23 protein-coding genes and 7 tRNA genes are annotated in these 24,388 nt (G+C 42.2%); 27 read left to right on the plus strand and 3 right to left on the minus strand.

What is annotated here, in order from left to right:
• Positions 1 to 90: 90 nt before the first annotated feature.
• From MLE13_RS14730 to MLE13_RS14760, 7 genes are all read left to right on the plus strand, one after another.
• Positions 91 to 163, plus strand: a tRNA-Thr gene (locus tag MLE13_RS14730).
• Positions 164 to 221: 58 nt separating this feature from the next.
• Positions 222 to 296: transfer RNA gene (locus MLE13_RS14735), tRNA-Glu, on the plus strand.
• 4 nt (positions 297 to 300) lie between these two features.
• Positions 301 to 376: transfer RNA gene (locus MLE13_RS14740), tRNA-Val, on the plus strand.
• Between the two features lie 20 nt (positions 377 to 396).
• A tRNA-Tyr gene (locus MLE13_RS14745) sits at positions 397 to 480 on the plus strand.
• Positions 481 to 499: 19 nt separating this feature from the next.
• Positions 500 to 574, plus strand: a tRNA-Gln gene (locus MLE13_RS14750).
• Between the two features lie 11 nt (positions 575 to 585).
• Positions 586 to 658: transfer RNA gene (locus MLE13_RS14755), tRNA-Lys, on the plus strand.
• A 31-nt stretch (positions 659 to 689) separates the two neighbouring features.
• Positions 690 to 762: transfer RNA gene (locus MLE13_RS14760), tRNA-Ala, on the plus strand.
• 69 nt (positions 763 to 831) lie between these two features.
• Here the strand turns inward: MLE13_RS14760 and MLE13_RS14765 are convergent.
• Complete coding sequence (locus tag MLE13_RS14765; RefSeq protein WP_240750438.1) at positions 832 to 1,911, minus strand: citrate synthase/methylcitrate synthase; 1,080 nt, start codon at positions 1,909 to 1,911, stop codon at positions 832 to 834.
• 103 nt (positions 1,912 to 2,014) lie between these two features.
• On the opposite strand from MLE13_RS14765, the gene MLE13_RS14770 reads away from it, so the two are divergent.
• The 10 genes from MLE13_RS14770 (at position 2,015) to MLE13_RS14815 (ending at position 12,914) form a co-directional block, all read left to right on the plus strand.
• On the plus strand, positions 2,015 to 2,896 hold the full coding sequence (locus tag MLE13_RS14770; protein ID WP_240750440.1) for a LysR family transcriptional regulator: 882 nt from the start codon (positions 2,015 to 2,017) through the stop codon (positions 2,894 to 2,896).
• 15 nt (positions 2,897 to 2,911) lie between these two features.
• The gene (locus MLE13_RS14775; protein ID WP_240750442.1) at positions 2,912 to 3,475 is read left to right on the plus strand and encodes a GNAT family N-acetyltransferase; all 564 of its coding nucleotides are present in this window, start codon (positions 2,912 to 2,914) and stop codon (positions 3,473 to 3,475) included.
• A gap of 70 nt (positions 3,476 to 3,545) precedes the next feature.
• Positions 3,546 to 4,454: an arginase gene (gene rocF / locus MLE13_RS14780; protein ID WP_240750444.1), complete on the plus strand. Its 909-nt coding sequence runs from the start codon at positions 3,546 to 3,548 to the stop codon at positions 4,452 to 4,454.
• 263 nt (positions 4,455 to 4,717) lie between these two features.
• Positions 4,718 to 5,281: an RNA polymerase sigma factor SigW gene (gene sigW, locus MLE13_RS14785; protein WP_240750446.1), complete on the plus strand. Its 564-nt coding sequence runs from the start codon at positions 4,718 to 4,720 to the stop codon at positions 5,279 to 5,281.
• Positions 5,282 to 5,293: 12 nt separating this feature from the next.
• Positions 5,294 to 5,929 (plus strand): anti-sigma factor family protein, encoded by a 636-nt coding sequence (locus tag MLE13_RS14790; RefSeq protein WP_240750449.1) that lies wholly within the window; start codon positions 5,294 to 5,296, stop codon positions 5,927 to 5,929.
• Positions 5,930 to 6,031: 102 nt separating this feature from the next.
• Positions 6,032 to 6,868 carry a diadenylate cyclase CdaA gene (gene cdaA / locus MLE13_RS14795; protein ID WP_008431691.1) on the plus strand — a complete coding sequence of 279 codons (837 nt, stop codon included), beginning with the start codon at positions 6,032 to 6,034 and terminating at the stop codon, positions 6,866 to 6,868.
• Positions 6,861 to 7,829, plus strand: a complete 969-nt coding sequence (locus MLE13_RS14800) for a CdaR family protein (protein ID WP_240750450.1) — start codon at positions 6,861 to 6,863, stop codon at positions 7,827 to 7,829. The genes cdaA and MLE13_RS14800 overlap by 8 nt, the downstream gene beginning before the upstream one ends.
• Positions 7,830 to 7,901: 72 nt before the next feature.
• A complete protein-coding gene (gene glmM, locus MLE13_RS14805) occupies positions 7,902 to 9,251 on the plus strand; it encodes a phosphoglucosamine mutase (RefSeq protein ID WP_240750451.1) in 1,350 nt (449 codons plus the stop codon).
• Positions 9,252 to 9,978: 727 nt separating this feature from the next.
• Positions 9,979 to 11,781, plus strand: coding sequence for a glutamine--fructose-6-phosphate transaminase (isomerizing) (gene glmS / locus MLE13_RS14810; RefSeq protein WP_240750453.1), 1,803 nt, complete (start codon positions 9,979 to 9,981; stop codon positions 11,779 to 11,781).
• Between the two features lie 314 nt (positions 11,782 to 12,095).
• Positions 12,096 to 12,914, plus strand: a complete 819-nt coding sequence (locus MLE13_RS14815; protein WP_240750455.1) for an STAS domain-containing protein — start codon at positions 12,096 to 12,098, stop codon at positions 12,912 to 12,914.
• A gap of 49 nt (positions 12,915 to 12,963) precedes the next feature.
• Here MLE13_RS14815 and MLE13_RS14820 read toward each other — a convergent pair whose 3' ends face one another.
• A complete protein-coding gene (locus tag MLE13_RS14820) occupies positions 12,964 to 14,781 on the minus strand; it encodes a putative bifunctional diguanylate cyclase/phosphodiesterase (RefSeq protein WP_240750457.1) in 1,818 nt (605 codons plus the stop codon).
• Positions 14,782 to 15,234: 453 nt separating this feature from the next.
• Between MLE13_RS14820 and MLE13_RS14825 the strand changes: the two genes are divergently transcribed.
• From MLE13_RS14825 to MLE13_RS14865, 8 genes are all read left to right on the plus strand, one after another.
• Positions 15,235 to 16,386 (plus strand): GAF and HD-GYP domain-containing protein, encoded by a 1,152-nt coding sequence (locus tag MLE13_RS14825; RefSeq protein WP_240750458.1) that lies wholly within the window; start codon positions 15,235 to 15,237, stop codon positions 16,384 to 16,386.
• Entirely contained in the window at positions 16,383 to 16,727 is a 345-nt protein-coding gene (locus MLE13_RS14830) for a DUF3307 domain-containing protein (protein ID WP_240750460.1), read from the plus strand. Before MLE13_RS14825 ends, MLE13_RS14830 begins: the two co-directional genes overlap by 4 nt.
• 10 nt (positions 16,728 to 16,737) lie before the next feature.
• A complete protein-coding gene (locus MLE13_RS14835) occupies positions 16,738 to 18,552 on the plus strand; it encodes an adenylate/guanylate cyclase domain-containing protein (RefSeq protein WP_240750462.1) in 1,815 nt (604 codons plus the stop codon).
• A gap of 69 nt (positions 18,553 to 18,621) precedes the next feature.
• The gene (gene fliW / locus MLE13_RS14840) at positions 18,622 to 19,077 is read left to right on the plus strand and encodes a flagellar assembly protein FliW (RefSeq protein WP_240750464.1); all 456 of its coding nucleotides are present in this window, start codon (positions 18,622 to 18,624) and stop codon (positions 19,075 to 19,077) included.
• A 3-nt stretch (positions 19,078 to 19,080) separates the two neighbouring features.
• Positions 19,081 to 19,305: a carbon storage regulator CsrA gene (gene csrA, locus MLE13_RS14845; protein WP_008431704.1), complete on the plus strand. Its 225-nt coding sequence runs from the start codon at positions 19,081 to 19,083 to the stop codon at positions 19,303 to 19,305.
• Positions 19,306 to 19,479: 174 nt separating this feature from the next.
• On the plus strand, positions 19,480 to 20,640 hold the full coding sequence (locus MLE13_RS18010; protein WP_276323956.1) for a flagellin: 1,161 nt from the start codon (positions 19,480 to 19,482) through the stop codon (positions 20,638 to 20,640).
• A gap of 320 nt (positions 20,641 to 20,960) precedes the next feature.
• Entirely contained in the window at positions 20,961 to 21,095 is a 135-nt protein-coding gene (locus MLE13_RS14860) for a flagellin (RefSeq protein WP_038702006.1), read from the plus strand.
• Between the two features lie 428 nt (positions 21,096 to 21,523).
• The gene (locus MLE13_RS14865) at positions 21,524 to 21,700 is read left to right on the plus strand and encodes a YjfB family protein (protein ID WP_240750465.1); all 177 of its coding nucleotides are present in this window, start codon (positions 21,524 to 21,526) and stop codon (positions 21,698 to 21,700) included.
• A 193-nt stretch (positions 21,701 to 21,893) separates the two neighbouring features.
• Here MLE13_RS14865 and MLE13_RS14870 read toward each other — a convergent pair whose 3' ends face one another.
• Positions 21,894 to 22,763 carry a DNA endonuclease gene (locus MLE13_RS14870; protein ID WP_240750467.1) on the minus strand — a complete coding sequence of 290 codons (870 nt, stop codon included), beginning with the start codon at positions 22,761 to 22,763 and terminating at the stop codon, positions 21,894 to 21,896.
• Positions 22,764 to 22,956: 193 nt separating this feature from the next.
• Here MLE13_RS14870 and MLE13_RS14875 point away from each other — a divergent pair, with 193 nt between their 5' ends.
• Together MLE13_RS14875 and flaG are read left to right on the plus strand one after the other, a co-directional pair.
• Complete coding sequence (locus MLE13_RS14875) at positions 22,957 to 23,691, plus strand: glucosaminidase domain-containing protein (RefSeq protein WP_240750469.1); 735 nt, start codon at positions 22,957 to 22,959, stop codon at positions 23,689 to 23,691.
• Between the two features lie 340 nt (positions 23,692 to 24,031).
• Positions 24,032 to 24,376: a flagellar protein FlaG gene (flaG, locus tag MLE13_RS14880; protein WP_240750470.1), complete on the plus strand. Its 345-nt coding sequence runs from the start codon at positions 24,032 to 24,034 to the stop codon at positions 24,374 to 24,376.
• The last annotated feature ends 12 nt before the right edge of the window (positions 24,377 to 24,388 follow it).

The raw sequence follows: 24,388 nt of genomic DNA on the forward strand, positions 1-24,388 counted from the left end.
CGATGGTAGTTGGGGGTTTCCCCCTGTGAGAGTAGGACGTCGCTGGGCTATTCTATGTTTATTTTTTATTCCTAATGATTCTTTTACCTTGCTTCCATAGCTCAGCAGGTAGAGTGCTTCCATGGTAAGGAAGAGGTCACCGGTTCGAATCCGGTTGGAAGCTTTTGTTTTTTTACAGAGTTTCTTTAATAGGAAATGAACTAAACGATTTTATTATGCAAGGCCCCTTGGTCAAGCGGTTAAGACACCGCCCTTTCACGGCGGTAACACGGGTTCGAATCCCGTAGGGGTCACCATTTTGGAGGATTAGCTCAGCTGGGAGAGCATCTGCCTTACAAGCAGAGGGTCGGCGGTTCGATCCCGTCATCCTCCACCATTTTTTTCATAACTTTATACGGTGGGGTAGCGAAGTGGCTAAACGCGGCGGACTGTAAATCCGCTCCTTCGGGTTCGGCAGTTCGAATCTGCCCCCCACCACCAGTTTTATTATCAGTACCGATGGGGTATAGCCAAGCGGTAAGGCAACGGGTTTTGATCCCGTCATGCCCTGGTTCGAATCCAGGTACCCCAGCCATTTTTTATTATGAGCCATTAGCTCAGCTGGTAGAGCATCTGACTTTTAATCAGAGGGTCGAAGGTTCGAATCCTTCATGGCTCATTCTTTTAACATCCTTGCGCCTGTTCAGCGCGGGGCCTTAGCTCAGCTGGGAGAGCGCGTCGCTGGCAGTGACGAGGTCAGGGGTTCGAGCCCCCTAGGCTCCATTGTTCCATGTGTATTTGTACTATCCATGTGTAAAAAACCCGTATCCATTCATGGATACGGGTTTTTTTTTAGGTTCCGATGTATTCGGACTGTGGGCGAAAGATGACGTTATTTTCTTGTTGTTCAAGTGTATGAGCTGTCCATCCCACGATGCGCGCCACACTAAAAGTTGGTGTGAACAACTGAGTTGGCATTTTGATAGATCTCATAATCGCTGCTGCATAAAATTCTACATTGGTGTAAAGTGCGCGACCGGGCTTGCGTTCATTGAGCTTTTCAACAATATAAGATTCTGCTGTCACTGCTAAATCGAGCCACGCATCTTCTCCTTGAAGTTCTAGACATTTTTTTCGAAGGATGATGGACCGTGGATCTTCTGTACGGTAAACTCGGTGACCAAAGCCCATAATTTTTTCCCCGCGATTTAACTTGTCTTCGATAACTGGAGCGATGCGCGCTTCTGTTTTTATCGTATCCAGTAAATCGATCACGCCTGACGGGGCACCGCCGTGAAGTGGACCTTTCATCGTGCCAAGAGCTGAAGTAATGGCAGATACTAAGTCCGATTCGGTCGAGATGGTGACACGCGCTGCAAAAGTTGAAGCATTCATGCCATGCTCCATCGTTAGTTTTAAATAAGTTTCGAGCGCTTCTGTTTGTACAGCAGAAGGCTGTTGTTCGGTGATCATCCAAAGATAATTAGCGGTGTGTCCTAAATCATCTCTCGGTTCAACGGGTTGCTGTCCGTTTTGAATGCGGTAAAAAGCTGCGGTCATTACCGGCAATGCTGCTGTAAGTGCGATGGCTTGCTCTTGAGCTGATAAGGTTTGAAATTTGGTATGTGTATAAGCGGATACCAATGTCCGCATGGCATCCATTAAAGAAATTTCTTTTGGCAAAAGCTGCGTAATTTGAACAATATGCGCAGGTAGTTGGCGGTAAAAAAGTAATTGTTGTTGAAGTTGCTCTAATTGTTTGGAGTTGGGCGATTGACCATACCAAAGAAAATAAGCTGTTTCCTCAAATGATTTTCCTTGGATAACCGTGTCTACAAGTTCTCCACGATAGCGTAATTCACCTAAGTCTCCGTCTACAGAAGCAATCGCAGTTTGAACAGCTACTACGCCTTTCAATCCTTGTTGAAACATGTGAATTCCTCCTTTTCTTTTAGTTTACTCCTACCGATTGATAATAAAAATTAAAGATATATAATTAAGACAATTAAAAATATTAATCAAAATGAGGGATGTCATGGAAGTTCAATGGTTGAGAACCTTTGTGGATGCGGCAGAAACCTTGAATTTCAGAAAAACGTCAGAGCGTCTGTTGATGTCGCAGCCTAGTGTAACAGTTCACATTCGATTATTAGAAGAAAATTTAGGGCTTTCTTTATTTAAGCGTAGCCATAACCGGGTATCTTTAACAGAAGAAGGCAGGCATTTTAAAGAAAAAGCACAAAAGGTATTGGAGCAATTAGATGGCAGTGTGGAAGAATTACATGCTTTTGCGCAAGGATACCGGAAGAAATGGACATTGGCGATTTCTCCGTTAATGGCAGAAACGGTTTTACCTTATGTACTACGGTCTTTTACCGAACAACATCCAGAAGTCGAGCTAGTAATCCGTGTAGAAGAATCTGAAGCTATAGAAGATTTGGTTGAAGCAGAGGAAGTATCTGCTGGAATTTCTGCTTTGCCACCTATTGGTCGCACGATTGAACCGCTTGTTGTGTATGAAGACCCACTGCTATTTATTTTGCCGAGAGACGCTTATGATGATGAAACAGGACCAGCGATTTCAATAGAGGAAACGTTGCGGAAATCGATTTTGTTTACGCATCATCATCCTGTTTTTTGGGAAGAGCTGCTAGAGAAATTACGCCTACACATACCCGGAGTGCGAACGATGAAAGTGACACAAGCGCATATTGTGAAACGCTTTATTCAAGAAGGACTCGGCATATCATTTTTGCCAAAATCCATGGTGCGGCGGGAATTGGTGGAAGGTCGCTTAATGGAAGCGAATTTCGATCTGTTTTCCCTCCCCACAGTCTCTACTTATTTTTTAGCGAAACAAATGGGTACACTCGAGCGAGATTTTTTAGAACGCATCCAATCGGTATACTTTACTTAAAAAGGAGAGATCGGGATGATTATTGAATCAGATGGCATTCGTTTGCGGTTATTAAAAAGAGATGATTTTGAAGCGTTGTGGGCTTTGTATACACCGAAAATTTTTGAGCATATGCTCAATCAAGTAGAAATTTTTGAAGATATGGTAGCCTGGTTAGAGGCGGGTATGAATCAGTCGAATGTACTTATTTTTGCGGTAGAAAACCCGGAAACAGCAGAAGTTATCGGAACAACACGTATATATGCAATTGACGAAACCAATAAAAGCTGTGAAATGGGCGCAACATTTTATGCACTGTCAGCACAGCGAACGCATGTCAATACAGCCGTTAAACGTGCGTTACTTAGCTATTGTTTTGAAGAACGCGGCATGATTCGTGTTCAATTTAAGACAGATGCTGAAAATATACGCTCGCAGAAGGCGATTGAACGTATCGGAGCGGTTAAAGAAGGCGTATTGCGAAATGAACGAATACGGTCAAATGGTAAACCACGAGATGCAGTCGTTTACTCCATTATCGACAAAGAGTGGCCAAAAGTGAAAAAAGATTTGGCTAAAAAAGCGAATAAATATACGTAAAATTGTTCGGTTGAGCCAAAGAGACCTTAGCGGTTACAATAAGTCTATCTTGCTAAGGGGGTATAAAATAATGAATAAATTAAATATTTCTATTATCGGAGTTCCAATGGACCACGGTCAAACTCGTCGTGGTGTTGATATGGGACCAAGCGCTATCCGTTATGCAGGTGTTGTAGACCGCATCGAAGAGTTAGGCCATCGCGTTACAGATGAAGGGGACATCCTGATTGGTCAAACAGACGGCAGTGTAGATACAGAAACAAATTTACGTAATTTGAAAGCGATTACTAAAGCAACAGAAGCACTTGGCGATAAAGTATTTAACGTAGCAGAAGCTGGGAATTTCCCATTAGTACTAGGCGGCGATCACAGTATTGCGATTGGTACACTTGCTGGAATTTCAGAACGTCATGAAAACTTAGGCGTTATTTGGTATGATGCACACGCAGATATGAACACAAGCGATACATCACCATCAGGCAATATCCACGGCATGCCGCTTGCAGCAAGCTTTGGACATGGTCATGAAAAATTAACGAACATTCGCGGGTATTCACCAAAAGTGAAACCTGAAAACATTGTTATCATCGGAGCTCGTTCAGTAGACCCAGGTGAGCGCGAATTAATCAAAGAACACGGCATTCGCGTTTACAGCATGCACGAAATTGACAAAATGGGCATGCACGCAGTAATCGAAGAGTCAATCCGTTATTTGAAAGAAGAGCGCAACACAGACGCGGTTCACTTATCATTAGATCTTGATGGAATTGATCCTATGTACACACCAGGCGTTGGGACACCAGTTCCAGGCGGCATTAGCTACCGTGAAAGTCATTTAGCAATGGAAATGTTGTATGATGCAAACATCATTACGTCTGCTGAATTTGTAGAAGTAAACCCGATTCTTGACGAGAAAAACCGCACGGCTGATGTAGCAGTTGCGTTAATCGGTTCATTGTTCGGTGAAAAATTATTGTAAGTTCATTTAGATAGAAGACCGGAGACAACTCAATGGAGTTGTCTCCGGTCTTTTGTTATTTAAAGTCGCTCGAGCTAAGGTTTTGGGGATAAAAAATAAAAAATAGCTATAACTAGCAACTTTATCAAATCTAAATCGTTAAAAAATTAGTTGGATTTATTTGGGTATTGTCTGATACGATAGAATAAGAAAAAATAATTGAAACTTTTTTTATAGAGATACGTATATAAAGTACAGCCGCATAGGCGGAGGGAAATGAGATCATGGATGCGTTAGTGAATAAACGAATAGCGAAAGTAATAAAGGGCGATCAGAACGCATTCGCCGAAATCGTGGAGCTTTACCAGCATCAGCTGTTTCAAGTGTGCTACCGCATGCTTGGCAACAAGCAGGAAGCAGAAGATATTGCTCAAGAAGCTTTTATGCGTGCGTATGTAAATATTCATACGTTTGATCAAAATCGGAAATTTTCTACTTGGTTATACCGCATCGCCACCAATTTATGCATCGACCGAATCCGTAAGAAAAAGCCGGATTATCATTTGGATGCTGAAGTGCGCGGGACGGAAGGTTTGAATATGTATTCGAAAATTGCCAATGAGGATGAACTTCCAGAAGAAGAGTTAATGAGGATGGAAGTTCAAGAGCGGGTACAGTACGAAATCAGCCGCTTGCCAGATAAGTACCGTGCCGCTATTGTATTAAAGTATATTGAAGAATTGCCGCTCGCGGAAATCAGTGAAATTTTGGATTTGCCGTTAGGAACGGTAAAGACGCGTATACACCGAGGGCGAGAAGCTCTTCGCAAGCAATTGAGCAATTTGTAGGAGGCGAGCACGATGAATACGTGTCCGGAAAACGTGTTAGAGTTAATGAATCATTACCTCGATGGGGATATTAATCCAAGCGAGGAACAGCAATTAAAAGAACACTTGGAGAGCTGCCATGATTGCAGAGAGCAGTACCAAGCTTTAAGCAAAACCATTGCATTTGTCCAAAGTGCATCTCATATACAGGCTCCTTCCGACTTTGTCCAAAAGACAATGGGACGGTTGCCGAAAGAAAGACAGCATGCGGGTATTCAACGCTGGTTAAGAAGACATCCGATGCTTGCTGCCGCCGCGTTGTTTTGTGTGTTAATGAGCACAGCGTTGTTTACAAACTTTAACGATGATCAACAGTTTTCATTTACTAAGCAACCGAATTTAGTTGTAGAAGGGCAGACTGTTATTGTTCCTGAAGGGGAAACAGTGGTAGGCAACTTGACTGTACGCAATGGCGATTTACGGGTAGAAGGTGAGCTTCAAGGAGATGTCACGATCGTCAATGGTCAGTATATGGCATCGAGCGGTGTGATTACCGGAGAAATTGAGGAAATCGATCAAGCTTTTGAATGGCTATGGTTTACGATTAAAGAAGGATTTAAAGATGCAGCCGCTATTTTTGAAACAAATGACAATCAAACAAACGATTAAACCTATCCTCTCCTAAAGGATGGGTTTTTTCTATGAAGGCAAGCCTAATTCACTTATGATATACTAAACGTATATGCAGATGTAGAAAAGCGAGGGTTGCAGATGCCTTTTTTTGAAAGTTTAACAGACCAAACACCATTTAGACTTCTAGGAAATATCATCGACATTTTATTGGTTTGGTTCGTTGTTTATAAATTGATAACGGTCATCAAAGGGACGAAAGCCGTTCAATTGCTGAAAGGAATCTTTGTCATTATTATTGCACGCCTCGTGACGCAAGCGCTCAACCTAGAAACATTGGGTTGGATTATGCAACAGGTATTGGAATGGGGCTTTTTAGCGATCATTATTATTTTCCAACCAGAGCTGCGCCGTGCACTTGAACAGCTTGGTCGTGGGAGATTGTTTTCCAGCAGTACGTTGAACGAAGAATCTGAACGCAACCGCCTAATCGAGGCGATGTCCAAGTCTGTCAGTTATATGGCGAAACGGCGAATCGGAGCATTGGTGTCGATTGAACGCGAAACTGGTTTGAGTGAATATATTGAAACGGGAATTCCGATGAACTCGGACCTTACATCTGAACTGATGATCAATTTATTCATTCCGAATACGCCGTTGCATGATGGAGCGGTGATTGTTCAAAAAAACCGGATTGCCGCAGCCGCTTGTTATTTGCCGCTGTCTGAAAGTCCGTTTATTTCCAAAGAGCTCGGAACACGTCACCGTGCCGCTCTTGGCATTAGTGAAGTGACCGATGCGATTACAATTGTTGTATCAGAAGAGACCGGTGCCATCAGCTTAACGGCGAATGGTGATTTGCACCGTAATTTATCACTCGAAGACTTCGAAGTGAAGTTGCGCCGAATTTGGTTCGGAGTAGCACAGCAAGAAGTCACTTCTTCTTGGTGGAATTGGAGGAGGAAAAAGAATGGATAAGATGATGGACAATCGCTGGTTTTTGCGTAGTACGGCGCTGTTACTAGCCTTCCTTTTGTTCTTCTCCGTACAAGCGGAAGATAATTCCTCGGGGTCGGCGGACACTAGTCGAGTGTCGGAAGTGATTGAAGATGTAGATCTTGAGGTATATCATGACAATGACCTTATGGTTAGCGGTGTGCCAAAAACGGCTGACTTGCATTTAACGGGTCCAGTTAGCATTGTTCAAGCAGCGCTTCAGTTAGAAGATTTTACGTTATTTGTGGATTTGCGTAACTTGCCGCTTGGCGAACACCAAGTCCCGATTCAAACTGAAAATGTCTCGGATCAATTAACGAGTCGAGTGGATCCTGCATTTGTGAACGTCGTGATTGAAGAGCGGGTGTCGCAGGAATTTCGGATTGACCCCGATATTAACGATCGCATGCTAGCAGAAGGCTTTGTTTTAGACAAAGTGACGGTCGAACCAGAAACAGTGGTGGTGACGGGTCCTAAAAGTATGATTGACGCCATCAGCTTTGTAAAAGCCACAGTTTCTGGAGAGCAAGGTGTAAATGAATCTTTTACGACGGCCGCACGTGTACGGGTACTAGCAGAAGATTTGACGAAACTGGAAAATGCGGAAATCGAACCGGAAGAAGTTGAAGTGGCTGTTAAAGTTGTCGAATACAGCAAAACAGTACCTGTCAGAATTGAACCGACTGGAAACGTTGGAGCAGGTATTAGCATCACCAATTGGACCACATCCACCAATGAAATCCGGATTTACGGTCCGAAAACAGTTGTCGATGAAATGACAGAATATGTAGTAGAAGTAGACGCTGCCAGTATTACTGCAGAAGATAATACAGTAGACGTAGAGTTGAGCATTCCGGCTGGCGCTTCGGCAGTTTCACCAGCTCAAGTAACAGTGGAAGCAGAAGTGGTAAGCGATGATTCTGCACAATTGCCAGTAGACTAATAGACAAAAGTAATATGGAGAAAAAATAGATTAAAAAAATAGTAGCAACTGACTGAAGGAGCGAATATTGTAATGGGAAAATATTTTGGAACAGATGGAGTACGGGGAGTTGCCAATAGCGAGTTAACACCTGAACTGGCTTTTAGATTAGGTCGTATAGGCGGATACATTTTAACAAAAAGCGCAAAAGACAAACCAAAAGTGCTAATTGGCCGTGATACACGAATTTCAGGTGAAATGTTAGAAGGCGCTTTGGCTGCCGGACTACTTTCTGTTGGAGCGGAAGTCATGCGCCTTGGCGTTATAAGCACTCCAGGCGTTTCGTATTTGACGCGTGTCATGAGTGCAGAAGCGGGCGTTATGATTTCAGCTTCGCATAATCCTGTAGAAGACAATGGCATCAAATTCTTCGGTTCAGACGGCTTTAAATTGTCGGATGCACAAGAAGCAGAAATTGAAGCGTTATTAGATAGCGCTGAAGATCTATTGCCACGTCCAACTGGTGGCGACCTTGGAAGCATCACCGATTATTTTGAAGGCGGACAAAAATACCTTCAATACTTAAAACAAACAGTGGATGAAGAGTTTGATGGTATTTTAGTAGCGCTTGATTGTGCACACGGTGCCACTTCTACACTTGCAACGCATGTATTTGCGGATTTAGATGCAGACATCACATCAATGGGTGCTTCGCCAAACGGCTTGAATATTAATGCTGGCGTGGGTTCTACGCATCCTGAAAAATTAGCGGAGCTTGTCCTTGAAAAAGGTGCAGATATTGGCTTAGCATTTGATGGAGACGGTGACCGCTTGATTGCAGTAGATGAAAAAGGCCAAATCGTAGACGGTGATCAAATTATGTATATTTGTGCGAAGCATTTGCATTCAGAAGGTCGTTTGAAAAAAGATACTGTCGTTTCAACTGTAATGAGCAATATGGGCTTTTACAAAGCATTGGAAAGCCACGGCATGAAGAGTAACAAAACAGCTGTTGGTGACCGTTATGTAGTAGAAGAAATGAAGAAAAATGAATACAACTTGGGCGGCGAACAATCAGGTCATATTATTTTCCTGGATTACAATACAACAGGTGATGGCTTATTAACGGGTCTTCAGTTAGTTAACATTATGAAAATTACAGGCAAGAAATTATCTGAATTGGCATCTGAAATGACGATTTTCCCGCAAAAACTTGTGAATATTCGTGTGACCGATAAACATGCGGTGACGGATAACGCAAAAGTGGCAGAAGTTATTTCTGAAGTTGAAACAGAAATGAATGGCAACGGTCGTGTGCTTGTGCGTCCTTCAGGTACAGAGCCATTGGTACGTATTATGGTAGAAGCAGCTTCAGCAGAAGACTGCGAAAACTATGTAGAACGCATTGCAGTGGTAGTACGCAGCGAAATGGGTTTAAGCTAATCAAATCAATTATTCCGAGTCCGTAAGCATCTTTGCTTACGGGCTTTTTTTTAGGATTTTTGATTTTGAGAGGGAGATTTGGGGTAAAGGAAAGGAAGTGTGGGTGTAGAAGACGAAGAAAGCGCTACAAACGGACGCTTTCTTCTAAGTATGGCTAGCTACTCCGCAAACTAGCTACGCTTTCCTGCGGGCTTGCACCGAACTAACTCGGGCTATGCGCCCGAGTGGATTTCGGTACTTCGCTATCCCGCGGGAGTCTCCGCTAGTTTGCTGCGTAGCTTGCAGGTGAGTGGTTTTAGAAACAAAAAGCCATAAAACTAACAACAGCCTGTTATTTATCAAATTTTTAAAGCTTCGAAAATGGATTTTGACAGTCAAATAGACCAGTATACGGAAAAAGGTGATGAAATAGACCTAAATAACTATTTGCTTTAATTGACGGGATTGTGTTGAGACTGTATGATAGTAGAGTCGGTTTACGGCCACTGAAAAAGGAGGATAGAAGTTGAGTGAGAGGAAAACAATTATAGCGCCTGTACTAGAGAAATTGGACGGACAAGTCATCTCTAGTAGACGAGGAGAAGGAGTATCGAATTTTCGGCGGATCCCTTCCGGCCATGAAGCCTGGTCGTGATGTCCATTCTTAAAACAGTCGAGTGATCGATTGGCCAACAAGATGGATAGGCTCAAACACTTATCTGAACGAGACAAATGGAGGAATTTAATTATGTGTGGAATTGTAGGATATATTGGAGAAAATGATTCAAAGGAAATTTTGTTAAAAGGCTTAGAGCGTTTGGAATACCGCGGTTATGATTCAGCAGGAATTGCTGTCCGCAACGGTAGTGGCGTGAAAGTATTTAAAGAAAAAGGACGTATCGCAGATTTACGCGGCGTTGTAGAAAATGATGTTATGGGTTCAACTGGGATCGGTCATACGCGTTGGGCTACTCATGGTAAACCAACACGTGCGAATGCTCACCCGCATCAAAATACATCTGACCGTTTCACACTTGTGCACAACGGTGTTATTGAAAACTACCACCACATTCAGCGCGATTATTTAGCTGACGTGGAAATGGAGTCAGATACGGATACAGAGATTATCGTTCAGTTGATCGGTACATTTGTCAATGAAGGTCAAACAACTCAAGAAGCGTTTACTAAAACTCTTACTTTATTAAAGGGTTCATATGCAATTGCATTGCTTGACGCTGAAGAAGAGCAAACGATTTTTGTAGCAAAAAACAAAAGCCCGTTATTAGTAGGACTTGGCGAAGATTTCAACGTTATAGCGTCTGATGCAATGGCAATGTTGCAATTGACTGACCAGTTTGTTGAATTGATGGACCAAGAAATCGTTATTGTCCGCAAAGACAGCGTGGAAATTTTAACATTGGATGGCAAGTCGGTAAGCCGCCTACCATTTACTGCAGAAATCGACATGAGCGATATTGAAAAAGGCACATACCCGCATTATATGTTGAAAGAAATTGACGAGCAGCCAGCAGTTGTCCGCAAAATCGTTCAAGCATACCAAGACGAAAATGATAAGTTAACGATCAAACCAGAAATTTTAGAAGCAATGCAAGCAGCTGACCGCATTCACATTATTGCGGCTGGAACAAGCTATCACGCTGGATTGATCGGTAAAGAATATATCGAAAAATTAGCTGGAATTCCAGTTGAAGTACATGTATCAAGTGAGTTTGGTTACAATATGCCATTGTTGTCGGAAAAACCATTGTTCATCTTTATTTCACAATCAGGTGAAACAGCGGATAGCCGTCAAGTATTGGTGAAAATTAAAGAGCTAGGTCATGCGTCATTAACAGTTACAAACGTTGCCGGATCTACACTTTCACGCGAGTCTGACCATACGTTATTGTTATATGCAGGTCCAGAAATTGCAGTTGCTTCTACAAAAGCATACACTGCACAATTGGCAGTATTGTCGATTTTAGCAGCTGTAACAGCTGAAGCACGCGGCATTGATATTGGCTTTGATTTGGTTCAAGAACTGGGAATCGTTGCAAATGCGATTCAAGCACAAGTGGATTCTAAAGAAGAAATGGAACAAATTGCGACAGACTTCTTGTCGACAACACGTAACTGCTTCTTTATCGGCCGCGTAATGGATTATTTCGTTGGACTTGAAGGTTCATTGAAATTAAAAGAGATTTCGTATATCCAAGCTGAAGGCTTTGCAGGCGGCGAATTAAAACACGGTACGATTGCATTGATCGAAGAAGGTACACCGGTTATCGCACTTGCAACGCAAGAAGCGGTTAACTTGAACATCCGTGGTAACGTGAAAGAAGTAGCGGCACGCGGTGCGCACACATGTATCATTTCGATGGAAGGCTTACAAGAAGAAGGCGATAGCCTGGTCTTGCCAAAAGTAAACGAATTGCTATCACCACTGGTATCGGTTATCCCGATGCAGTTGATCAGCTATTACGCAGCGCTTCACCGCGACTGTGACGTTGACAAGCCACGTAACTTAGCAAAATCAGTAACAGTTGAATAATAGCTTTTAGGAAAGACCCTTTTGGATAAATTTCAGAAGGGTCTTTCAGTTTTATAACAAAAGATATTAAATCATTTCTTCGTCTTTATATGGGATTCGGAGCACTAAGCGGACGCTTTAGGCCCACAGGATGTGGGTGATGCAACTGGCGCGACAGGACGTCGCGGTGCCAGTTGCCAAGGACGAAGTGCTCCGAATCCTTGAGTGACCGTAAAAAAAGAGCATTTTTATCGTTTATAGTTTGGTAATTCGTTCTCATCTTCCGTCTTAGCCAATGATATAATAGAGACAACATAAGTAAAGGTGTGAAACAAATGTCCTCTTTTAAAGACTTTTCCAGATACATAAGTGAAAATGCTGGATCGTTATCAGCGGAAGTGGTTGAATCGGTGGTGCAGGAAATGAGCTTGACCATTCCAGAGTGGGAAAAAGAGCGGGCTGCTGGGATGTATGTTCAGTTGCTTGAGTTTTTTGGACAAGCTCTTCTCGAGAGTGGACAAATTGAAGTTCCGGACGCGTTAATCGAATGGAGTAAAAAAAATGCGGAGATGCAAATCGCTTCGGGCGGTGCTCTTTCAATGATTGCGATTCGGTACCCAGTAACGCGCAAAGTGTTTTCAGAGATTTTTACACGGTTGAGCGTAGAATTTAATTTAACGGTTGTTGAAAGCGCTAAAGCGATTCAAGCCATTCATGCAGTCCTTGATGTAAGTTTAAATGAGACCATTTTTGCATTTGAGCAGCTTTCGGAAAGAAAGCAGGCGGAAACGCGTGTTGAATTATTGAATCTATCAGCACCGATTGTGCCGGTATTAGAAGATGTCGTAGTGCTCCCGCTAATTGGGGTGATAGACAGTTACCGAATTGCGCATATTATGAATAATGTAATCCCAAGAATCGCAGAGAAAAAAGTTCATCACGTGATTACGGATTTTTCAGGTGTATTGACGATTGATGATCACGTTGCGCAATCGCTTCAGCAAATTGGTAGCACACTTCAATTGATGGGCATTCATGTGGTCATCGCCGGATTAAGACCAGACCTTGTTCAAGCGATTGTTCACAGTGGCATTGATATGATGGATACAGAGTCTTATGCGACGGTTAAACAAGCATTGGAAAGCATAAAATAAAAAAGCAAAGCCACGTCCTTTAGCTGAGGAACGTGGCTTTTTTATGGTTTTAGTTAATTGGCGAAGAGGCCGGTTGGTAAAGTCGTTCAATTTCTTCAGGTGGCAACGGGCGGTTAAAGTAATATCCTTGTGCTTGGTTGCAATTTTTTTGTTTTAAAAATTGCAGTTGGTCTAGCGTTTCAACACCTTCAGCAATGACGTTCAACTGTAAATTGTCGGCCATTTTTATGATGGTATCAACAAGTGCGGCGTCTTTCGGATCGGTAATAATGTTCCGGATAAAGTACTGGTCGATTTTCAAGGTATCGACTGGGAACAGCTTTAAATAACGCAGTGATGAAAAGCCGGTACCAAAATCATCAATCGACAAATGAATGCCCATGGTTTTTAGTGTTTGCATCGTCGAGATGGCACTAGAAGAACTTTGAATGATGCTCTCTGTTAGCTCAAGTTCTAAATATTTAGGATCAAGCCCTGACTCAGAAAGTGCAACATGAACTGTGTCCATCAAATTACATCGTGAAAACTGATGAGACGAAATATTGACTGCTACGCGAAAATGCGGCAATCCAGCGTCCTGCCAAGCCTTGTTTTGCAGGCAAGCCTGACGCAATACAAACTCGCCAATTTGAATAATGCTTCCAGTATCTTCTGCCACCGGAATAAATTCAGCGGGTGAGATGTTCCCAAGTACAGGGTGTACCCAGCGAACTAAAGCTTCCAAGCCGACTATTTTTTCGGTTTTTAAATCGATTTGTGGCTGGTAATGGATAAAGAATTCGCCGTATTCCAAACCTTTTCGGATATCAATAGCCAACTTCGATTTTCGAAGGGCAGTTTGGTTTGTTTTTTCTGTGAAAAACTGAAAATTATTTTTGCCTTGATTTTTTGCTTGAGAAAGTGCGATATCTGCATTTTTTACTAATGTATCCAAATCGGTTCCGTCATTCGGAAAGATGCTAATGCCGATGGAAGGTGTGACATACAAATCTTCTTGTTGAAATCGAAAAGGTTGTTTAAACAGCTCTAATATTTTCTGTGCATGGGCAGTAGCTGTGAAACTATCAGTATTCGGCAATAATAGTATAAATTCATCTGCGCCTAGACGGGAAATCGTATCATCCGCATGCGCGATGCTCTGGAAACGTTTGGCTACTTCAATTAGCATTTGATCGCCAGTGTAATGTCCATATGTGTCATTGATCAATTTAAAGTGATCCAAATCGATGTATAACAAGGAAAGACTTTGGTTGCTACCGCTCAGTTGCTGGATTTTTGACGCCAGTTGATCACTAAACATCCGTCGATTTGGCAAGCCCGTTAACGGATCTCGGTAAACAAGGCTATTGATTTTTGCTTCTGTGTCTTTTCGCTCGGTGATGTCACGAATGATATTGCTGAAAAACAATCCATCTTCCGTTTTCCATGTCCCCACAGACATTTCAATCGGAATCTCCAGACCGTCTTTGCGACGACCTACTAACTCGACACGTCTGCCAATCACACTAGGGACACCTGTCTCCGAAAAACGTTGTAAGCCCTTACGATGACCGTCAATTAAAGACTCTGGAATAATAATTTCTAGGTTAACCCCAATAGCTTCTTTTTTCTTAAAGCCAAAAATGGTCTCAGCGCCTAAATTCCATTGCAAGATGGTTCCTTGGTGGTCGGCGACAATCACCGCATCAGAAGTCGATTCGAATACCGACTCGAACTTCAGCTCTAATTCAGTGGAGTTGCTTTTTTTCTGGAGTTTTTGGCTATTTCGTAAATGAACAACAAGTAAACCAATAAATAATAGAAGAGCTAATAAAATAAAAGATAATAATAGCACAAGCAAAGTATCGGAAAGTAAAAAAGTAGCCATGAAAAAAGAGGAGCCTCCTTTACAAAATAGGTAGTGTAATGAGCTTATTCTAGAAGGTTAACCATATTATAGCTTAGTGTTTACATATCATATCACAAAAATATACGCGAATTGATAAAAATTTTATTTCATATAATTGGTAATTACTGCGTTTGTTTAGCAAGTGAATTTTGCAAAAATACGTATTTACATTAACCACGCAACAAAAACTAGTATAGCTTACATCTAATTCGAAAGGACAATGAAATTTAGATCAGAAAATAATTTCTTTAGGAAAAAGAATAATAACGAAGATGTGCCAGGCTGTGGTGCGGATGGACTGGGCATTATTTTAATAATGGATAATATTGCTTAATGTTTCACAAAAAGATATGATCGACAAGAAATAAAAAAATACTAAACAAAAACAATAAAATGCTAAAGATCCAAGAAACAAGCAATCGGAGGAACAGCATGACCCATATAAAAGAATTAGAATCTAAAGTTCAAGAACTCGTTACGTTGCTAGAAGCGTCCAAACAGTTAAATTCAAACTTGGAAATGGGCGAAGTGCTTGAGAGCATATTGCTACAAATGGTGCGAATTGTCGGCGCAGAAGCAGGCACGCTATGGGTACTGGATAAAAAACGCCAAAAAATCAAAGTATCAGCGGCGTACGGGCCATCAGCGGCTACCATACTAAACATCGAATTGGATAAAGATGAAGGCATCGTCGGCAAAGTCATTCGTACAGGACAAGCGCAGTTAATCGAAAACGTGGCTGACAATCCAGACTGGACCGCACGCGTTGATCAGTCGAGTGGGTTTATCACTAAATCGATGATTACTGTGCCGTTAGCCGTCAAAGGCAAGGTTCTTGGAGCGATGCAGCTGTTAAACAAACAAGACATCGCTTTTTTCTCTGAACAAGATATTCGCTTAGCGGATGCGCTGTCGAGTCAGTCCGCATTAGCCCTTCATAACAGTCAAATGTACGAAGAATTACAGCAAATGCTCTTAAGCATGATTCGCACATTAGCAAAAGTGTTAGACGCACGTGACCCTTATACGGCAGGGCATTCAGAAAGAGTCGCAAAATATTCCTTATGGATCGCGCAAAAACTCGAGCTAAGTGTAGCAGATTGCGAAGAATTATATAAAGCGGCATTGCTACACGATATCGGAAAAATTGGCATAACAGATGCCATTCTCCGGAAACCTGACCGTTTAACGGCAGAAGAATATGCCGCGATTCAGCAACATACAGTGATCGGGGCAGATATTTTATCAAGTGTGGAACCAAAAGACGCCATGGTTCATGCAGTAGAAACAGCTTTGTCTCATCACGAACGACTTGACGGCACTGGTTATCCGCATGGTTTAGCTGGGGATGCGATTCCGTTGTTCGCACGCATTGTGGGAGTCGCGGATACATTTGATGCCATGACGACGGCTCGTTCTTATAGTAAGGGATTGTCTTATCAACTGGGCGTAGAAGAGTTGCGTCGCTGCAAAGAAACTTTGTTTGACGCTCAAGTAGTTGATGCATTTGCGGCGATTTTAGAAGAATGCGATTACCAAATCGAGCAATATGAAGCAGGGCAGGAGAGAGGCTACCGACTATGAGTCAGTTTGATGTGTTATTGATTGGGCATTTAATCGGGGACTTTTTGTTGCAAACAAGTTGGATGGCTAAATACAAAGCGACAAAATGGTTGCCGTTATTAACGCATGTGTCGATTTACACAGCCGTCATTGCCCTGTTTGGTGAGTTTTCAGGCGGATTGTCGTTGCTAGCACTCCTTATCGTTTTTCTTGGCCATATTGTTTTAGACCGAAAAACCTTTGTCATGTTTTGGGTAGAGCGCGTTCAACTGGCGAAAGGTCCAGAAAAAGGTTGGTTGTCGATTATGGCAGACCAAATTTTCCACATTATATTACTGGCCATTGCCATCGCAATTTCTTAGGAGTGAAAAAATGAAATTTAAAACGAAAACATACGTGTTAGAAAAAGACATAGCGTTGGACCGAAAAACCGCTTGGCAATTGTTAGCAGATAATAACCGAATGAACTTGTATGTCGGGTTGTTCCCCGTAACGTTCAGCCCTGCAAAGCAAGACGGTACGGAAATCTTTTACCGAGAAGCTTATGCGAAAGCATTAGGACTTGTGCCGATCAAATGGCAAGAGTTTCCGTTTCAATGGCAAAAATACGACAGCTACACCGTTGAACGCCGTTACTTATCAGGCCCACTCAAACAGTACAGCATGCAAGCCGAACTATTCGATACAGTGGACAACGGCACGCGAATCAAATTGACGGCTTCTTTTTTACCGCTCAACCCGATTGGTTACACAGGCGTGTTGATCAGCGGAATTCCCGCCGTGAAGAAAATGATGACCTATTTGGATGATTACTTGCAATCTGGAGCAAAAAAAATATCCGAAGCCCCGCAAAAGCCGAGTAAGGGCAAAATCAATTTGCCAGAACTGGAGCGGTTGTCAGCGTTACTCGCGAAATCGCCGATTGACGACAAGTTTGTCGAGTTGTTGCATCGCTATTTAGCCGAGCGTGACGACCGAGACGTTGCGCAAATCGAGCCTGTCGAATTAGCCCATCATTGGCAAACTGATTTAGATGAAACTTTGCGTGTTTTGCTGTATGCCACAAAAGCAGGCATGTTAAATCTGAGTTGGAATGTCATTTGTCCAAATTGCCGCGTTTCAAAAGTCGAACACAGTTCACTGTCGCAACTAGAAGAGCAGTTTCACTGTGATTTATGCGGCGTGAATTACGATGCTGATTTTGATCAGTTTGTCGAGTTGAACTTCTCAGTTCACCCCACAGTCCGAACAGCTTACGCAGAAGTGTATTGCATCGGTGGCCCAACGATTACGCCACATGTACAAGCACAACAAATTATCGAGTCAGGCAAGACCAAGAGCTTTATGATTCCCCGAAATGAAAAAGCATTGCGTTTTCGTGTGATTCAAGCAAACGACCGGGTAGTGGTAGACACTGGCGCGGAATCAAACGAACTTGTTTACTCTGATCTGGGTTGGTCGCATGATTCGGTGTCAGGATCGAGTGATGTTTCGGTCACAAACTCCAGTAGCGCAGACATCGTCGTGGCGTTAGAAAACGCAGATTGGACTGCGCAAACCGTAACCGCCGCCAAAGTGACAGCGATGCAAGAGTTCAGAGATTTATTTTCCTCAGAAGTGTTGTCACCTGGTCAAAAAATCGATATTGGCCACGTGACGATTTTGTTTACCGATTTAAAAGGTTCAACGATGTTGTACGAAACTGTCGGCGACTCGAGTGCTTACGGCCAAGTACGCAACCATTTTGAATTTTTAACGCAACACATTGCCGGGAATTCCGGCAGCATCGTCAAAACAATTGGCGACGCTGTCATGGCCGTATTCCACAAACCCGAAGATGCACTGCGAGCAGCACTGGCTATTCAAGAAAACTTAGCCGCGTTTAATCAAACCGCAAAAGAAGAAATTGTATTAAGGCTTGGTTTATATAGCGGAGCGGCGATTGCTGTGAATTCCAATGACCGACTCGATTATTTTGGACGCACCGTGAACATCGCCGCGCGCATTCAAGGGCAAGGCGAAGGCGGCGACATTGTTATTAGTCGAGATGTGTTGGCGCAACCTATGTCGGCGAGCTTACTGACGGGTGACGGTTTAGCGTTAGAAGAATTTTCGGCTGTGTTAAAAGGAATTGACGGAGCGGTGGATTTGGTCAGAGTGCGATTGAGCGAACCCATTAAAAATTGATTGTGCATCCATGCCTTGTAAGATATCTTTAGGTTACGAAGCAATTTATTGTTACGGAGGGAGTCAGACATGAACATTCAAACAGAACAATTCGGAGAAATCGAACTAGCAGAAGATCGCGTTATTACGTTTGATAAAGGCATTCCAGGATTTGAAGAGGTTAAAGACTATGTATTAATCCCGGCAGACGCAGAAGGCGAGTCTCCATTCTTTTTCTTGCAGTCGGTAGAACACATGGAAGTGAGCTTTTTCTTAGTCGATCCGTTTACGTTTTTCCAAGACTATGACATCAAACTAGAAGAGCAAATGGTGGAGCGGTTGCAACTAGAAGAGCCGACAGATGCCATCGTGTTGACGACGGTCACTGTCAAAGGCGATATAAGCAGTGCCACGACAAACTTAAAAGCACCACTGGTCATCAACAATACAAAACAACGAGGCATGCAAATCGTCTTGAACAACAAAGATTACCAAATCAAGCAGGCGTTATTTCAAGCAGACAACACCGCTGCAAGGCAGGTGTAAACGATGTTAGTACTCGGACGCAAAAAAGGTGAAACCATCGTCATTAACGACGACATTGAAATCACTGTAACTTCGATCGAAGGCGACATGGTGCGTCTTGGCATTAACGCACCAAAGCAAATCACCATCCACCGAAAAGAAGTGTATTTGGAAATTCAAGAAGAAAATAAACAAGCTACGTCAAACGTTATCAACTTGAGTGATTTTTTGAGTATGCGGAAGAAATAGCTCAAAGCCTGTGAAGTATGCAGGCTTTTTTTGGTGAATAAAAATAAATAAGAAATATTTTCAAAAAACACTAAACATTTTAAAAAGCCCTCCGATAATAACTTATGTAAGGCAGTGCAAAAGGATTTGGACGCTTACAAAAAATAAAAAAACATTACACGGAGGTAATACACAATGATTATCAATCACAATATCGCAGCACTTAACACACACAGACAAATGGGCTCGGCTCAAAGCGCACAAATGAACAACATGGAGAAATTATCTTCAGGACTTCGCATCAACAGCGCGAAAGACGATGCAGCAGGATTAACAATTTCTGAGAAAATGCGCGGTCAGATTCGCGGATTAGAGCAAGGTTCTCGCAACGCTCAAGATGGTATTTCTTTGATTCAAACTGCAGAAGGTGCTTTAAGTGAAACTCAAGATATTCTTCAACGCATGCGTGAATTGGCTGTACAAGCTGCCAATGATACAAATGCAGGTTCAGACAGAAGAGTACTGCAAGAAGAAATGGGTCAATTAGTAAAAGAAATTGATAGAATTTCAACTTCTACAGAGTTTAATACACAAAAATTAGTAGATGGATCGTTCAAAAGCTCTTTTCAAATTGGAGCAAATGAAAATCAAAAATTAGATTTGACTATCAATGCTATAAATTCATCAAGCCTTGGTCTTGCTGCAGGAGTAGAAGTTGAGACTGGTGTGGCCGCTACCGGTACTGCGAAACTAACCGAAGGAATATATAGCATTAAAGGTAGCGATTTAGTAGATGCTGCAGGACAAAAAGTGGCTGCCCTTACTGGTGGAACAACTTTAACTACTGCCGGAGGATCGACATATACATTCGGTGCAATTGATGTGGGTGATACAGTGACTATCGGCAAAGATGGCAAAGCCTCTCTTACGAAAGACTTAGATACCGGAAAAACAAATACGAACCTAGCAGGAGGAACGTACACAATTTCTAATTCTGGTACTGACGTCCTGAAAGATGGGGAAAAAATCGGGACTTATGCAGCGGCAACCTCAGTAATTACCTTTACAGATACATCAAAAGGATCTATCGACTTGAATGATACTTTTGGAATGGTAGCCCCTGTTGCTGATGGTACATTTACAGTTAAAGCTGTTGATGTATCGAGCCATGAACAAGCTGCTGCTACTATTACTGCTATCAACACAGCAATTGAGTCTGTATCCTCAGAGCGTTCAAAATTAGGAGCAACTCAAAACCGTCTTGACCATACAATTAATAACTTAAACACATCTGCTGAAAACCTAACAGCTGCGGAATCAAGAATCCGTGACGTTGATTATGCCGAAGCCGCGTAAGCGAGTGGAGGTACAGTCGTCCTGGCCGGTAACAGCCAGAGATTACGACCGGGTGAATTGCTGGAAAGCCCTTAAGCTTTTATTGCCACAACGTAGTTGGAAACGACAAGCGTGACGGTTTGAGAAAATAAAAGATTGGGTAATCAGCAGCCAAGCTCCTGTCTCGAAAGAGTGGAGAAGGTTCAACGACTAGGATAAACCATCTAAGGCGAAGGCTATGGTGATGAAATCCGTAGGTGAGGCAGTATACATCAGTACTGTGGATCCGAAGTGCCCGGCCCCTACTAACACTAGAGGGTGAAGATATAGTCTAGTCATTTATGAAAGTAAATGTTCGCACGATGGCGAAAGAAATGATGGAACAAACGAAGAACTCGATTCTTGCACAAGCATCACAAGCAATGCTGGCTCAATCCAATCAAATGACTCAATCAGTATTACAACTGTTGAGATAATTGATTTTAGGGCGTCTAACCGGGTAACGGGTTAGAGTATAACTGGGTGAATTGCTGGAACTTCCTAAAACCCCATCAACCACAACGTAACTGGAAACGGTCGGCGTGACGGTTTGAAAATGATGAGGATGAACCAATGGATAATCAGCAGCCAAGCTCCTGTGAGGAAACTCTGGGGAAGGTTCAACGACTAGGATAAACCGTCTAAGGCAAAAGCTATGGCGATGAAATCCGTAGGGTGGCAAGCGCCATTCGAAGTGCCCAGCCCCTCAAATGTGAGGGTGAAGATATAGTCTATTCTATGCTCGAAAGACATAGTGGCAAAGCAAGCCAACCAAGCACCACAGCAAGTACTACAATTGCTACGTTAATTTTAAGAAATCGAGGAGCCTGAATTTAGGCTCCTTTTTCTATAAGGAGGCGCGTCCATGGATATCGCTGCTTTATCGATGGCAATGAGCCAAGCAAGCGTAAAGACTGAAGCGAGTGTTTCGGTGATGAAAAAGACGATTGATCAAGCGGAAACAAATGGTCAAGAGGTTGTGAAGATGCTCGAGCAATCTGTTCGACCACATGTAGGAAGTTCAATTGATTTTAGAGCATAATATGAAAAGAGTTTCCTCAAAAGGTCATGAAAAATGACTTTTGTAGGAAACTCTTTTTTTCTTTTCATAAGTAGTAGCTCATGTCCATTGCGCCGGACGCTTTCCGCGGGCACGGCCTCAGCCGGTTACACCGTCTTCACCGCGTGCTGTTTCCGCTGGAGTCGTCTCCATTGCCATTCGCCAACTATGCCTTTTAATCTGAAGATGTAAATAAGACATTATTTTCACGTAACTCTCTCCATTTGTAAACAATAGACCAGTACGTGCGGTTTAGATAAAGAGCAATTTCTTTATCTGTTTTTCCTTCTTTTTTCATTTGAGATAGTATTTCACATTCTTCTTTTGTATAATTTTTTCCCCGATCTGATGAACTCACAATCACTTCGTAGCCGGGATGAGAGTCCTTGTAACGCTCCATTTCTTTTTGAAAACGAAAACCCCAATCGGTTTTATGAAACATAGAAGGGCAGTCTTTTGAGGCGTCACCGACTACTTTTAGGAACTTCATAGTTTCACTAACTTTAGTCGTTTTTAATATATAGCCAAATCCATCAGGCCTCTTACTAGTAGTAAACTCGACTCCGAAATGAGTGCTTATGTGTAATTTTAATTTGCATAAATCTTCAAAAGACAGAGATTGTAAGTATAGGTAAATGTGTGGTGTCAAATAGATGGTTTTCTTTAATTCGTTCCGACTTACAGAAATGCATAACGAACCATCATCTAAATACAAAGTCGTGAGAAACAAAGGAGATTTACATAACTCAAGCATTTTTAAAGAAACTATCTTATCTCCGCTAGAATTGTAAAAGTGCTCAAACATTTGTGTTAGCAAGGGAAGCGATGGGGAAAGAAGTAAAGAACGTGATTGATTAAAATAGAAAGCGGATGGCAATAGATTTCGTTTCCAAATTCGATAGTCTAGTTGTTGGATGCTGAAGTGTTCTCTATAACTGTTATTTTTTCGACGAGAACCTGGATATCTCTTAGTGATTTCACCGTCTCCTAAAATACTAGCGATCAAGACATTTTGTTCAGTTGATGTTAGCGAGAGTAAATCCATTCTATCACTCCTATCTGTAATAAGAACGTTTGTTCTTATTATTTTACAACAAAAGAGTTAAAGTGTCTAACTCCTGCTCGAGTTTTCAGATATTAATATAAAAAATGTTCTTTCCCACAATTATCCTATTCTTTTTTCACTCAATATCTTGTACACTAAACAAGATTACGCTAACAAAGGGTGTGAGAACCGATTGACCAGTCCAATTTCTTCGAATTTCCTTTTATATAATACGATTGCAACGATGGCTAAATCGATGCCGGAATTAAGTCAAAGCGACAGCAGCAGTACGATCGGCAGTTCGACAAGTCCGAGTACATTTTTTGCGATGCTGATGAACGCTATGATGGAAAGCATCGAAGAAAACAATTCCACAGCTTCACAGACAGGTACACAAATGCCATTGCCAACTTTAACAACACCGTTAACCGCTCCACTAACAAATTCATACAACCCAGCAATTTCAATTCCACCGCTCAATACACAAGAAGTTGCAACCGCTGCGACCGATACGAGTGATTTGAAATTTAAGCCGACGCAATTTATCAAACTGGATAATACATTAGATGGCAAACTGAGTGGTACTGCTGCTCACTTTATCAATGCAGGAAAAAAATACGATTTGGACCCGAATTTATTGTCTGCGATCGCCATTCATGAAACGGGCAACGGCTCGTCACGTGCAGTTAACGATAAAAACAATGTTGCTGGTATGATGGGCAAAAATGGCTTGCGAAGCTACGCTTCTGTAGAAGACAGTATTTTCGACATGGCACGTAATTTGCGTCAAAATTATTTAAACGAAGGCAAAGACACCATTGCGAAAATCGGAGCAAAATACGCGCCAGTTGGAGCAGCGAACGATCCAACCGGGCTAAACAACCACTGGACAAAAGGTGTCAGTAGCCAATATTCTAAACTGACATAAAATAGGGCAAGTTTTTACAAACTTAATCATGTAGACAAATGAGGTATTGGGGATGAATTGGCTCCAGTACCTCTTTTTTTTGACTCTTTTTCATAAAAAACCTTGATGTTCTTTTGACATAGACGCTAGCGATGGCGCGTCCACGGGGTAGACGGAGCAAGAAGACAGGTGATGTTCCTGGCTTCTTACGGGAGTCATCCCCAAAGCGACCAGCGCGGGTTGATTTTCACAAACCTGTCTTATTTTTTTTTTGCTTTTTTACTAAAAAAATCTGCTTTTCTGCCGATAACTACTATATAGAGCCCTTTAGTCGATCTAGAGGAAGAGGAGTGTAACCTACATGGAAATAACAAAAATGCCTTCGATAGAATTCCCGAGAGTTAGCGAACCAACACCAATAGTTCCGAAACAACCAATCGCTTCAGAAGAAAGGCAATACCAAGAGGCGGATAAAGCCATTACAAAAGAAGCACTTACCGATAAAGTCGATAGCATGAACAAGTTTTTAGACTCAACTACGACTAATGTGAAATTTCAGTTTCATGAAGAGACAAATGTTTATTATGTGCAAGTCGTGAATACGCTGACAGAAGAAATTTTACGTGAAATTCCCAATAAGAAGTTTTTAGATATGTACGCCTCGATGGCTGATTTTGCGGGCCTGATGGTAGACGAGAAATTATAAGATCGGAGTGAA

Source organism: Planococcus halocryophilus (genome assembly GCF_022489025.1).
In the GTDB taxonomy this organism is placed as follows: Bacteria; Bacillota; Bacilli; order Bacillales_A; family Planococcaceae; genus Planococcus; species Planococcus halocryophilus_A.